We start from the raw sequence: 12,736 nt of genomic DNA, 5'->3' as shown, positions 1-12,736 counted from the left end.
ACCGCAGGGAAAGGTTAGGGGTGCCTTTATCCTGATTTAACTAAAGCAAATAACGTGCCAAACTAAGTAGCGATTGTCCCGACTCGCTCCTGGGCTTGCCCGCCTCCATAATGGAACGACCTCCAGTCGCAGGCTGCGACAGCTACTGTCGCAAAATGCGAGCACTGTCGCAGGATGCGACACCCCTCCCGGAGCACACTCATGACTTCTCTACACTCGTTTTGCCCGCAGACCAACGAAACCATGTGGCGTCAGTCCTGGGAGCGCTGTCAGACGATGGAGTCGGAGTTAAGCGCGGAACCCAGGGACATGAGCCAAGGTGCGCTGCGACAGTTGCTGGAACAACAGCATCACTTGTTGCATCACTCCTCGGCAGCGGTACAGGATCTGGCGGCGCTGGTGCACCCGCATCGCAGTCTGGTTTTATTGTGCGACGCACAAGGCACGGTCTTGCAACAGGCGGGGGACCCACATTTTCTGCAACGGGCCGAGCAGGTTGCCTTGCGTGCAGGCGTCAGCTGGGCCGAGAACCATCGCGGCACGAATGCAATTGGCACCGCACTGTTCTGCGCGCAGCCCATCAAGATTCACGGCAGCCAGCACTATCTGCCTGACAACCGGATTCTGAGCTGCCATGCCGCCCCCATTTTTGACCCTTATGGTCAGATTATTGGGGTGCTGGATATTTCCGGGCCTTCAGAGCTGGAACATCACTACGCGCTGGATTTGGCGCAGTTGTACGCCCGCCAGATCAGTCGTCAGATGCTGGAATCGCTATGCACACCTACGCGTCGTCTGCTGCATCTTCATACCGACCCCGGCCTGCTCAATAGCGCTTTTAGCGGTCGTCTGGTTCTGGAAGACGACACGATTGTGGCTGCCGACGAGCTGGCAGCCCATTTATTGCGACACGATTGGCAGGAACTACCAGGCCAGGATCTGAATGCCGTATTGGAGCAGGCCAAGAATACGAATAGACCAACAACACTGCACCTGAGTACGGCGACCAAATCTCAGGGGCCTGCCCGCAGCGTTCAGACTCAAACGCGAACTCAAACCGAAACTGCGGAGAACCCGCAACTCTCGCCTCAACAGGAAAATGCGCTGGAACCCGCCTTGCGAGCCATGCAAATGGGCCTGTCCATCTTGCTCAGCGGCCCCAGCGGCTCGGGCAAGGAACGTATGGCGCGTGAGCTGCATCGCCGTCACAAGTCGCAGTCCGGTCCTTTTGTGGCGATTAACTGCGCCGCCCTGCCCGAAACCCTGATTGAAGCCGAGCTGTTTGGTTATGAAGCCGGTGCGTTTACCGGGGCGCGTCGCCAAGGCTATGCTGGCAAATTGCGTCAGGCCCATGGCGGTGTGCTGTTTCTGGATGAGATTGGCGATATGCCGGTGGGTTTGCAAAGCCGCCTACTGCGGGTTCTGCAAGAGCGTGAAGTTCAGGCACTGGGTTCAGAACGCACACACAGGCTGGACTTCCAGCTGATCAGCGCCAGCCATCAGCCGCTGGAAAAACTGGTACGTGATGGCCGCTTCCGTGCCGACCTGTACTTCCGGCTGCAAGACTATATCTGCACCGTCCCCAGCCTTAGAGAACGCAACGATCTGGGCGACTATATTTCCAGGGAACTGGCCATTCTGGCGCAAGGCCAGGCAGTCCCCCAGCTACATCCTGAAGCCCTGCAAACACTACAGGACTACGATTGGCCAGGCAATTACCGCCAGTTGCGATCAGTGTTGCTGCAAATCATTGTGCAAGATTCGCCGGGGCGTCTGTGGCTGGCACAGGATCTGCCTGCCTTGCCGTGTTTGAATGTCGAACACCCGGTGCTGGCTCAAGAGCCTGCCGCCTCAGCAGCCCGGAATATCACGGAAACAAGTACCCCTACCGCGCCTAAGCCACAAACCCTGAAGGAACAGGAATACGCCGCCGTGCAGCAGGCTTTGGAGCAACATCAGGGAAATATTTCACAGGCAGCGCGCGCCTTGGGACTGCATCGCAGCACCTTGCATCGCAGACTAAAAGAAATGGCGCCGTTAATTACTGCAGGCGGTCATCATCCAGAAAGTCCGGAATCGGCATGGCAATAATGCCGTCGTCGGCCAGTTCCTGATATTCCTGCGCGGTGGCCTGACCACGGATTGCGCGCGGTTCAATGTCGCCTTCGTGCATACGGCGCGCTTCCTGGGCAAACTGGGTGCCCACATTGTCCGACTTGCGTATTACCGAACGCAGCTCCTGCAAGAGCTGGCCTTGAATCGCCCGCATTTGCTCTTCGGTCGGCATGGTTGAAGGCAAAGGCGGCGGAACCGGAGCACTAACTGGAGCGCTGATGCTTTCCTGTGCTCCTACATTGATACGGGGAGCCGAAAGCTTGCGTATGACCTCGTGGCTGTCGCAGACGGGGCAACACAAGAGCCCACGACTGATCTGCTCATCGTAACTTTCGCGTGAGCTAAACCAACCCTCGAACACATGACCGTGTTCGCATTCAAGATCAAAAACCTTCAGACTCATAATGTGTGTATCAATGGGCGGACAGACCGCCGTATTGTGACATAGAAGTGCCGGACTGATCAGGGCAAGTCCGGCATGTGGCGCGGCTTAACGGGGAACAGCGGCCAGCAGACGCTGCGTCAATTCTTCCTGCGGATGGAACAGAACATGCTGGGCACTGCCCTGCTCCACGATGCGCCCCTTGGCCATGATAGCAATTCGATCGGCCAGATACTCCACAACCCCGAAATTATGGGTAATGAACAAATAAGCCAGACCCAGTTCCATCTGCAATTCGCGCATCAGATCCAGAATCTGCGCTTGTACGGACACGTCCAGGGCCGAAGTGGGCTCGTCACAAATCAGAACAGCGGGTTCAACTGCCAAGGCCCGTGCAATGGCGATGCGCTGACGTTGCCCACCGGAGAACTCATGCGCGTAACGATCCAGGGCATTCTTGGGTAGACCGACTTGATCCACTAAAGTTTCAATTCGTTTGCGACGCGCCTTGGCATCCAGCTCGGGACGCAACGCAGTCAGACCTTCCAAGAGGATATCGCCCACCATCATGCGTGGGTCCAGCGACCCATACGGGTCCTGAAAAATGATCTGCAAGCTTGAGCGCAATTGCCGCAAGGCCTTGCCTTTCACTTGCAAGACATTCTGCCCCTGCATCTGCACCTGACCACTGATCTGCGCCTGGTGATCCAGCAAGCGCATCAAGGTGCGCGCAACCGTGCTTTTACCGCAGCCGGATTCACCGACCAAAGCCAGAGTTTCGCCCTTGTGCAATTGCAGGCTCAAGTCTTTGACCACGGGAATCACAGGCAGGCGTCGCCACCAGGAGCCAGCCTGCTTATAGGAAACAGACAAACCCTGAATATCCAGCACCAGCTCTTTGCCGCTACTGCGCGGGGCTACGGCTTCGATAGGTGCAATGGCGCGGGACAAGGGACGTCCGCGTTTTTCAAAAGTAGGAATGGCATCCAGTAATTCACGGGCATACGGATGGCTGGGGCGCAGAAAGAACTGGCTGGCCAGCCCGGCTTCCACAATTTGCCCATGCCGCATCAAGGCCACATAGTCGGCGTACTGCTTCACCAGCAGCAAATCGTGCGTAATCAGCAAGATAGCCAGGCCCATCTCTTTCTGTATATCGGCCAGCAGCTGCAAAATCTGCGCCTGAACCGTCACATCCAGCGCGGTGGTTGGCTCGTCAGCCACCAGCAAATCGGGCTCTGCCGCCAGGGCAATCGCAATCATGATGCGTTGCTTCTGGCCGCCGGAAAACTGGAACGGAAAGTCGTCGTAGCGCTGGGCGGCACCGGGAATACCGACACGCTCCAGCCATTTGATAGCCGTTGCCCTCTCCTGCCCCGCGGGAACCACAGCATGACGACGAATCACCTCGCTGATCTGCCGACCAATGGACATGACCGGATTCAGGCTGGTGGAGGGTTCCTGAAAAATCACGCTGATGCGCTTACCGCGCACATCCTGCATTTGCTGTTCAGGCAAAGGCGGCAACTCCAGCCCGTCCAAGGCAATTTGACCGGACTGCATCCAGGCCGCTTCGGGCAAGAGGCGCAGGATCGCCATGGCTGTCATGCTTTTGCCGCAGCCAGACTCCCCCACCAAGGCAAAGGTTTCACCGCGCTGCACAGCCAAAGACAAATTACGCACCACGCTTTGCACACCGGCATCGGACTGCACGCGCAGCTCCAGGCCCTCGATATTCAACACGGCAGGCGTGGCGGAGGGCTTCACGGCGGAGACATTTTCAAGCTCACTCATACCTTGGCTCCTCCTGTGCGGCGTACTCGCAAAGCCTTGAAGCGGCGGGTGCGAGGATCAAAGGCCGTTTGCACCGCATCGGCAAAAATGTTCGCGGACAGAACCAGCCCCAGCATCATCACAAAGGCCCCGGCCAGCCCCCACCAGATAATCGGATCGCGGGAAAGCTCGCTGCGAGCGGCATCAATCATGCGTCCAAAGGATGGCATGCTGGGGTCTACACCAATGCCCAGATAAGACAGCACGGCCTCGTACAGCACCAGACCGGAGAACTCCAGAATCAGGGTGATCAGCACAATGTGCATGACGTTAGGCAGCAGGTGGCGGAACATGATGCGCAGATGACCAACACCAAACGCTTGGGCAGCCTGAACATAATCCAGCTCGCGCAGTTTCAGCACCTCGGCACGTAGCAGACGGCACAGGCCCGCCCAGCCGGTCAGGCCCAGAATCAGACACAGCATGAACAAACGCAGATCGGCGCGAGCAGCCACGGTGTCGAAGCTGTCGGGATGGGTGTCGATATAGACCTGCATCATCAACACGCAAGCGGCAATCAGCAGTACGCCGGGGATGGAGGTCAAGGTGGTGTAAATGTATTGAATGACATCATCCACCCAGCCCCGGAAGTACCCAGCAGCCAAGCCCAGAATGATGGCAGGCGGCAACATGGCGAAGGTGGTCAAGGTGCCAATCACCAAGGCGGTGCGCACACTTTTCAAGGCTTGCCAGATGATGTCGTTACCCGTGCGATCCGTGCCCAGCACGTAATAGTTCGCGCTAAGGCTCAGAACCAGGCATAGCAGTATCACCAGCACGCAGGCACTGAACCAGACCAGTCGCCAATTCACCAGGCCCTGCCCTTGCCACCAATAACGCCAGGCCGCGCCCCAGCCCGGTTCCATGGCTTGCTTGCGCCCCCACAGCGTCAGCAGGACAGCCAGCACCACGCTGCCCAGCACACCCCAGGCCAGGCCTTTGAGGCCTAGCTGCACAATATCGTGTCTATGCTCGGCAGGCGTATCCATGCCCACCCCGGCATTGACCAGACGCGGGAAGTCTCGCACGGGCTTGCCGTCAATCAGCATGCTTTCCTTGGTCAGCTGAAAGCGGGCCAAGGGAGCTGAATAAGTTTTTTCCACCTCGGCCAGCCCGGCTTTTTTCAGAATATCGTCCAAAGCAGAACGGGCGACAGGGGCATAGCTTGCCGTGCTGGCTTCCTGCCCTGGAGCAGCCGGCAATAGCGGCCGATAGTGAATGGAATCGAGCAGACCAATCAGCAGGAAAAAGACCAGAAAAACCGCGGCACACATGGCCGATGGCGTACGCGCCACACTGGCCCAGGCCGAGCGCAAGGCGGGACGTTTGACGACGCGCCAGGTATAGAGCGCCATGGCCAGGAACAGCGCCAGCACAAAGGTATCGGTCCAGAGAAAGACGAACTGTGGCATGGCGGGCTCAACTGAAACGAATGCGGGGGTCAACCAGGGTGTAGGAGATATCCGCCAGAATCAAACCGGCGATATAAAGCATCGATCCTAAAAACACCATGGCACGCACAATGGAGAAGTCCTGGGCATTGATGGCATCAATGGTGAAGCTGCCCAGACCCGGAATACCAAAAAAAGACTCGGAGATCAGACTGCCCATGAACAGCAAGGGCAAGGCCGATACGGTGCCCGTCAGAATGGGCAATAGCGCATTGGGCAAAACGTGGCGGAACAGGACAGTGGATTCCGTCAGCCCCTTGGAGCGCGCCGTACGCACATAATCACGGCTGGCTTCTTCCAGGAACAGGCTGCGATAAAAGCGGGATTCCGCACCGATGCGCGACAAAATCCCCACCAGCACCGGCAAGACCAGAAAGCGCCAGTTATCCATCCCTTCCACCCAGCCCGAGAACGGCACCCAACGCAGGACCCGTGCAAACAGCCACTGCCCGGCGATGATGTAGAACAGGCCCGAAATGGACATCAGCACCACGCACAGCACAACGGCCGAAAAATCCAGTCGGGTGCCCCGGAAGAACACCATCAGCAAGGCAAAGCTGATGCACACCCATAAACCTAAAAAGAAAGTGGGCAGGGCCAGCGCCAGACTGGGCCCCATGCGTTGCTTGATCTGATAGGCAATATCCTGCCCCTGATCAGACAAGCCAAAATCCAGGCGCAACAAGGGAACCGAGCGTTCGTAGAAAATCGTGTCGGTAAAGCTTTGGGAGCCTTCCGCCTGTGCGTTATAAAACAGCGGCTTGTTATAACCGCGCTCTGCCTTCCAGTTTTCAATGGCAGTCTGGCTGACGCGCTGTCCGCCGATGGACAGGCGGGCCATATCATCGGGCGTGTTCACGGCAAAGAACAGCACAAAGGTCAGCAGATTGACCCCGATCAGAATCAGCACGCCATACAGAATGCGCCGCAGCATATAGGAAAACATCAGTCTTTCTCCTTGCGCAGAGCCACGTGGCGACGACGCGCCAAAGCCTGCGAGCGCACCACCCACACCAGAATCAAGGCCAGCAAGCCCAGCGGAATGGCGGGCCACCAGACAGGGCCGTTCCAGCGATCAATGCGCTCCACACGCTGTTCGGGGTCGATACGGTAATACTGGATACTGTCGCGCACCATCATGGACGGCTTGGCATTGCGCACCCAGCTTTGATACGCACCGCCCGCATTGGGCACATAGCCAAACATCCAGGGGGCATCGTGCTGGACCAGATGAATCATCTGCTGCACCACCGCCTGCTTGTCCGGACCATCGTTCAGAAAGCGCATTTGCTCGTACAGGCGATCAAACTCGGCGCTTTGATAGTTGGCGGCGTTTTCGCCCCCAAAATCTTTCTTGGCCTGGGGGCCATACAGCAAGGTGAAAAAGTTTTCCGCATCCGGGTAGTCGGCTACCCAGCCCCAAAGGAATAGCTGTGCCGCGCCGCGTTTCATCTTGTCCTGAAAGCGGTTGTAGTCGGTGGCGCGCACTTCCAGCTGCAAGCCTACTTGAGCCAGTTGACGGCGCATCCAGTCCACCGTGGCATCCGAGCCCATGCCCATCATGGAGTCGTAATACAGAATCAAGGGCTTGCCGGTACGGCTGTCCCGTCCATCGGGATAGCCTGCCTGTCGCAACAAGTCACGGGCTTCGTCCAGGCTGCGGCGTTTCACCACGCCATTGTCCTTGGTGTAGACGTAAGGATTGGCACCCTGAGGCAGCGGCTGATAGCCCGGCACGCCAGGCGGCAAAGGACTATGCGCGGCCTCCCCCTGGTCGTTCATGAAAATGGAAACATACTGCTCCCAGTCGAACACAATGCTGATAGCCAGACGCAGCTTGCGATTTTTTTCGAACTGCTCGGGCGTATCGCCCTGCCCGACCACCGGGTCGTGCCAGTTAAAGCCCATATAAAACAATTGCGCTTCAGGAGCGGTGCGCAATTGCAGACCGCGCTCCTGATACAGATTGGCTTTGTCTACCGAGTCCTGTGCGGCTACGGTCATGGCAACACCATACTCGCCTCGCTCCACCTGCGGAATGTCGTAATAGCCTTGCAGAAACTTGCCCATCAAGGGGACGCTCTCTTTTTCCAAAGAGAACACGACTTTATCCAGGAAAGGCATGGGTTTGCCGCAATCCTCCAGCAGTCCAGCCTCCCGGTCGCCCGGCTCACCTACGCAAGGGTAGGGTTCACCCCGGTAATTGGGGTTGCGGCTCAGGACGTGACGGCGGTTGGTCAAGGACTCCGTCAGCATGAACGGGCCTGTGCCCACCGGCCAGCTATCCAGCGTCAGATTGTGCTGCGCCATGCGTGGCTGGCTGTAGAAGCGCTCGGCCTCCCAGGCCATGGGCGCGGTAAAAGTCATGGCCAGCCAGTACTTGAACTGCGGATACTTGCCCTTGACCTCGATACGCAGCGTATGCTTGTCCAGAGCCCGCACGCCCGGCAAAGTGAAGGGCCGCAAATCCAGCCATTGCGGCCGCGGCTCCTGCTTGTCGATCTGGGCCAGTTCTTCGCTGAACTCCTTGAAACCCCGGATATGCTCGGCCATCACACCCAGCACAGGGGATGCCAAACGCGGGCTGGCCAGACGCTTGAAGGCGTAAACGTAATCGTGAGCCGTCAGCTCGCGCGAGCCGGTATGGGCGAAGTCAGCAATGCTGAAGGCATCGTTCAGATCCGGTGCCCGCATGGGGTAATAACGAAACTCGCCCTGCTCATCCAAGGCAAAGGCCGGATGCGGCTGAAAACGAATGCCTTGCTTGATCGGAATGTCATAACGGCTGATGGCCACCTGATCACCTGGCACATCGGCAGGCAAACGATTGCCCTGCTCATCCAGATACACAGGGTCTACCAGCTCGGCCGCCGCCTTCGGGATCAGGCGATAAGGCCGGTCCAGATAGTGATAGCCGTATAGCGGCTCGTAAATCGAATAGGTAAACGGCGTCTCGTCACCGGAGTAGGACAAGGCCGGGTCCAGGTGATTGGGAGAACGAGTCGTGAAGGCGCTATACAGCGCGTTTTCTGCTGCGCTGCCTTCCTGATACGGGCTGTTAACGGGCTTGGAGCAGGCTGCCAATCCGACGCACAACAGAGCCAGCCCGATCCGTCGCAAAGGGCTTAGCATTGCCCTTGCTGCCAGCAGTCATAACGCCATTTCCATGGCGGGACAGGATTGGGTTCGGACCAGATGCCTACACCGGATTCTTTGGCTTCGCGTTCCAGCTGATCAATACGCGGGTCGCGCAGGAAACGGCCACGTTTTTCACGATTGGCCATGGCCATTCCGGCCCGTACCAGTTTCTGATTGGCGGTTTCGCCATCTTCCAGTGGCACATCGCATACCGCGCGACCGTGGCGGTCGCTTTCATAGCAAGACAGGGTCAAGTGTTTGCCGGACACCAAATCCGACAAGTAGCGCCGCGAGGCCACTGCAAAGGGCTGGCCAGGGCGACGGCTGTCTTTGGTGGTTTCAGGGGCATCAATACTGGCCAGACGCACACGCACCTGCTTGTTACTGCTGGGCAGAATCGTCAGCGTATCGCCGTCGGCCACCCGCACCACGCGCCCGGTCAGCTCGAAGTCTTGAGCCTGAACAGGCAAGGCCCAGACAGCCATCACAGCCGTCAAACCAGCACAAACGGCTGTGCGCCGCGTCAAAGAAGAAAAGCCGGACAGGGAAAACACAGTCATGATACGGACAACACTCCAGGCGGGTAGCAGAAACTAGGCTAACAAATTATAGATACTGCGCACCGCCTGTCCAGAGCAATGTCCCTAGTAGGCAGGCCTGCATCAAGACGCCTGCAGGCGAGGCCAGATGCGATGCAAATACCAGGAAGCCTGCTCCACGCCTTCCAGCCCGAATACGGCAGCGGGGCCTTCTTGCAGACGATGGGTCGCAAACAGATCCGCGACGGCATCGGGAGCCACCTGGCGCATCAGACAGGCTTGGTACAGAAGAGCCAGTTTCTGTGTCCAGACACGGCCTCCGGCCTGGGAGACTGTGTTCAACAAATCCTGCGCTGCCTGCCCCAGTTCCGCATCATCCCCAGTACGGGCACGCAAGTCTGCCTGCAAGGCTTCCAATACGCCTTCCTGACTCAAGGCGCGCTGCACATCCAGGCACATCACATTGCCGGAACCTTCCCAAATCGAATTGACGGGGGCTTCGCGCAGCAAACGCGGCATGGGACCATCCTCGATATAACCGTTGCCGCCCCAGGTTTCCATGGCTTCGGCACACAGGGCGATAGCCCGACGGCATACCCAGAACTTGGCAGCCGGGGCCAGCACGCGTAGCACCGCCTGCGCCACAGGATCATCGGCCCGTTCCTGCAAGTCCACCAGGAACAGGGCCAGATGGGTGGCGGCTTCGCTTTCCAGGCTCATATCCAGCAGTACCGCCTGCATCAAAGGCTGCTCGATCAATTGTTTGCCAAAGCAGCGTCGGTGCTGACAGTAATGCAGGGACTGCACCAAGGCTTGTCGCATCAGGGCGGCGCTGCCCAGCACGCAATCAATACGAGTACGGGCGGCCATTCCGGCCAGCAAAGCAATACCACGACCGGCTTGGCCCACTCGCCAGGCCAGCGCACCGTCAAAATCAATTTCAGCACTGGCGTTGGAACGGTTACCCAATTTATCTTTCAGCCTGCGTATATAACGGCGATTCAAACCGTATTCGGTATAGCGCGGCATCAAGAAACAGGAAAACTGCTCGTGCTCGCGCGCCAGTACCAGATGCCCATCCGCCTGCGGCACAGAGAAAAACCATTTGTGCCCGTAAAGACGGAAAGCCTGGGCCTCGGGATGGGCTTCGGTAGTGCAGCCGCGCAGATCCGATCCGCCCTGCATTTCCGTCATGCCCATACCCAGCAGCACACTGCGTTTTTCTGCCATCAACTGATTGGAAGAATCGTACTGATTGATGTCCAGTTTGGCGGCCCATTCCTGAAACGGCTCAGTCTGTAATAAGGGTGCAGCGGCGCGTGTCATGGTCAAGGGGCACAAGGTGCCTGCCTCGATCTGGCCGTGCAGGTAAAAACCCATGGCCCGCTGCAAATGCTGGCCGGGCTGGGGCTGATGGGGCCAGATATGCAGGCCCTGTTCCATGCCCAGATTCATCAAACAATGCCAGGAGGGATGAAAGTCCACCTGATCGACTCGCTGCCCCTGGGCAGACCAGCCTCGCCATTGCGGCGGCTGGCGATTGGCCAAGGCGCCTTGCTCGCGCCAATGGGCAGAGCCCAGTTTCTTGCCGTAGTCCGCCAGACTTTGCCGGGCCTCGTCAGAGGCCAGTTTGCGTTGCCAATGTTGTAAAGCCGGATCCTCGCCAAACAGATCATCATCCATCAAATCCGGCACCTGATTCTGTAACTGCTGTTCCAGACCCATCTCGCCTCCTTGATACCGACCTTGGCTCTGTTTAATTCAGGCTAGAGCCATTTGGCCTTTTTGAATTTCCAGTACAAAAATCCGCAAACGCTACCCATCAGGCCCAAGGCCAGCGGGTAGCCCAGCGTCCATTCCAGCTCGGGCATGAATTTGAAGTTCATGCCGTAAATCCCCGCCACCGCGGTCGGCACAGCCAGAATGGCCGCCCAGGCCGCCAGCTTGCGGGTGGTATCCGTCTGCTGCATCTGGCCTATCATCAAGCCGCCTTCAAAGGCGAAGGCCAAGGCTTGCCGCAGGCTGTTAATGAATTCGGACGTGCGGGCAATGCGGTCTGACACTTCGCCAAAATACGCCCGGCTTTCTGCATCCACATACGCCAGCTCGATGCGCGACAAACGTCGGCTTAGCTCCGCCAAAGGCGTCACCGCGTTATACACACGCAGCAAATCGCGTCGTAAACGATAAATACGCCGTACATCGTTTTCCTTGAAGCCCCGAATCAAGAATTGCTGTTCAATGGCTTCTACCGCCTTTTCGGTTTGCTCCAGACAAGTCTGGTACTGGTCCACAATCAGATCCAGCAATTCCGAGGCCACAAAATCACTGCCCCGTTCCAGCAAGGCCGGGGTGCTTTCCAGACGGGAGCGCAACTCCAGATAGCTGCTGTTGGAACCGCGCCGTACTGTCAGCAACAAACCATGGGCAATCAGAATCTGTGTGGTGCCAAAAAGCGGGCGCAGGTCTTTCAGGCCCAGAGTCACCACCACCACAATCAGACAATTGCTGAATTCCAGCAATTTGGGACGGCGATGGGGAGCAATCAATTCTTCAACCGCATTGTCGGGCAGGCCCAGCTGCGCCCCCACTTCGCGCAAAGTTGCTTCGCTGGGGTCTTTCAAACCAATCCAGATAAAGCCGTCCTTCAAGGGGTCGTGTGCAGGCAGGTGGTGAATATCCAAAGCCTGTGCAGGCTGGCCAGACTGATAGCGATACGCGGCCACCACAACGTCTTGTGCATCAGGGGCGACCGGAGCTATTTCTTGCATGCTGTCTCCTTGCAGACAAAGCCAATTTTTTTGTTCGATAATAGCACTGGCCTCCCTCCGCGCTGCGACTGCGGCGACTTGCAAGGAAAGACATGAAATCACGATCCATCCTGTGCCTGGGCACACTGATTATGGCCTTGGGCGTAGGTCTGGGCGCTTTTGGTGCTCACGCACTGCGCGCCATGGTTGATGCTTCGGCATTAGCGACCTGGCACACCGCCGTGCTGTATCAATTGCTGCATGGTCTTGGCCTGCTGCTGATCGCCGCTTTGGGCCCCCAACTGAATGCAGCCTGGCAGTCCCGCAGCGCGATTCTGATGCTGGCTGGCGTGCTGATTTTCAGCGGCAGCCTGTACATTCTGGTGCTTAGCGGCGTGAAATGGCTGGGCGCAATTACCCCTATTGGCGGAGTGGCCATGATTCTGGCCTGGCTCTTTCTGGCGATTGCCGCCTTGCGTGGCAAGGCCGCCTGACCCCGAGCCTTTGCCTTCGTATAATGGGGCGCAT

At 57.9% G+C, this 12,736-nt stretch carries 10 protein-coding genes; 2 read left to right on the top strand and 8 right to left on the bottom strand.

The window, feature by feature from the left end; genetic code table 11:
• Window positions 1-201: 201 nt before the first annotated feature.
• Window positions 202-2,091, top strand: a complete 1,890-nt coding sequence (locus tag DUD43_RS05060) for a sigma-54-dependent Fis family transcriptional regulator (RefSeq protein ID WP_228125897.1) — start codon at window positions 202-204, stop codon at window positions 2,089-2,091.
• Here DUD43_RS05060 and DUD43_RS05055 read toward each other — a convergent pair.
• The 8 genes from DUD43_RS05055 to DUD43_RS05020 form a co-directional block, all read right to left on the bottom strand.
• Complete coding sequence (locus DUD43_RS05055; RefSeq protein WP_153229400.1) at window positions 2,042-2,518, bottom strand: DUF1178 family protein; 477 nt, start codon at window positions 2,516-2,518, stop codon at window positions 2,042-2,044. The genes DUD43_RS05060 and DUD43_RS05055 overlap by 50 nt on opposite strands.
• 87 nt (window positions 2,519-2,605) lie before the next feature.
• Window positions 2,606-4,291, bottom strand: coding sequence for an ABC transporter ATP-binding protein (locus DUD43_RS05050; RefSeq protein ID WP_153229399.1), 1,686 nt, complete (start codon window positions 4,289-4,291; stop codon window positions 2,606-2,608).
• Window positions 4,288-5,742, bottom strand: a complete 1,455-nt coding sequence (locus DUD43_RS05045; RefSeq protein WP_153229398.1) for an ABC transporter permease — start codon at window positions 5,740-5,742, stop codon at window positions 4,288-4,290. Before DUD43_RS05045 ends, DUD43_RS05050 begins: the two co-directional genes overlap by 4 nt.
• A 7-nt stretch (window positions 5,743-5,749) precedes the next feature.
• The gene (locus DUD43_RS05040) at window positions 5,750-6,727 is read right to left on the bottom strand and encodes an ABC transporter permease (protein ID WP_153229397.1); all 978 of its coding nucleotides are present in this window, start codon (window positions 6,725-6,727) and stop codon (window positions 5,750-5,752) included.
• A complete protein-coding gene (locus DUD43_RS05035) occupies window positions 6,727-8,913 on the bottom strand; it encodes an ABC transporter substrate-binding protein (protein ID WP_153229396.1) in 2,187 nt (728 codons plus the stop codon). Before DUD43_RS05035 ends, DUD43_RS05040 begins: the two co-directional genes overlap by 1 nt.
• Window positions 8,907-9,479, bottom strand: a complete 573-nt coding sequence (locus tag DUD43_RS05030) for a thermonuclease family protein (protein ID WP_228125896.1) — start codon at window positions 9,477-9,479, stop codon at window positions 8,907-8,909. The genes DUD43_RS05035 and DUD43_RS05030 overlap by 7 nt, the downstream gene beginning before the upstream one ends.
• A gap of 102 nt (window positions 9,480-9,581) precedes the next feature.
• A complete protein-coding gene (locus DUD43_RS05025) occupies window positions 9,582-11,183 on the bottom strand; it encodes an acyl-CoA dehydrogenase family protein (protein ID WP_153229395.1) in 1,602 nt (533 codons plus the stop codon).
• A gap of 41 nt (window positions 11,184-11,224) precedes the next feature.
• Window positions 11,225-12,229 carry a magnesium and cobalt transport protein CorA gene (locus DUD43_RS05020; RefSeq protein ID WP_153229394.1) on the bottom strand — a complete coding sequence of 335 codons (1,005 nt, stop codon included), beginning with the start codon at window positions 12,227-12,229 and terminating at the stop codon, window positions 11,225-11,227.
• A 92-nt stretch (window positions 12,230-12,321) separates the two neighbouring features.
• On the opposite strand from DUD43_RS05020, the gene DUD43_RS05015 reads away from it, so the two are divergent.
• Window positions 12,322-12,702, top strand: coding sequence for a DUF423 domain-containing protein (locus DUD43_RS05015; protein WP_153229393.1), 381 nt, complete (start codon window positions 12,322-12,324; stop codon window positions 12,700-12,702).
• Window positions 12,703-12,736: the final 34 nt, after the last annotated feature.

Source organism: Alcaligenes faecalis, assembly GCF_009497775.1.
Lineage (GTDB): Bacteria > Pseudomonadota > Gammaproteobacteria > Burkholderiales > Burkholderiaceae_B > Alcaligenes > Alcaligenes faecalis_D.
The sequence above is the reverse complement of the archived record's forward strand: the minus strand, read 5'-3'. Positions and strand labels throughout refer to the sequence as shown.

Coding starts and splice junctions, on each gene's coding strand:
- DUD43_RS05060 (WP_228125897.1), top strand. CDS start 202: ATGACTTCTCTACACTCGTTTTGCCCGCAGACCAACGAAACCATGTGG.
- DUD43_RS05055 (WP_153229400.1), bottom strand. CDS start 2,518: ATGAGTCTGAAGGTTTTTGATCTTGAATGCGAACACGGTCATGTGTTC.
- DUD43_RS05050 (WP_153229399.1), bottom strand. CDS start 4,291: ATGAGTGAGCTTGAAAATGTCTCCGCCGTGAAGCCCTCCGCCACGCCT.
- DUD43_RS05045 (WP_153229398.1), bottom strand. CDS start 5,742: ATGCCACAGTTCGTCTTTCTCTGGACCGATACCTTTGTGCTGGCGCTG.
- DUD43_RS05040 (WP_153229397.1), bottom strand. CDS start 6,727: ATGTTTTCCTATATGCTGCGGCGCATTCTGTATGGCGTGCTGATTCTG.
- DUD43_RS05035 (WP_153229396.1), bottom strand. CDS start 8,913: ATGCTAAGCCCTTTGCGACGGATCGGGCTGGCTCTGTTGTGCGTCGGA.
- DUD43_RS05030 (WP_228125896.1), bottom strand. CDS start 9,479: ATGACTGTGTTTTCCCTGTCCGGCTTTTCTTCTTTGACGCGGCGCACA.
- DUD43_RS05025 (WP_153229395.1), bottom strand. CDS start 11,183: ATGGGTCTGGAACAGCAGTTACAGAATCAGGTGCCGGATTTGATGGAT.
- DUD43_RS05020 (WP_153229394.1), bottom strand. CDS start 12,229: ATGCAAGAAATAGCTCCGGTCGCCCCTGATGCACAAGACGTTGTGGTG.
- DUD43_RS05015 (WP_153229393.1), top strand. CDS start 12,322: ATGAAATCACGATCCATCCTGTGCCTGGGCACACTGATTATGGCCTTG.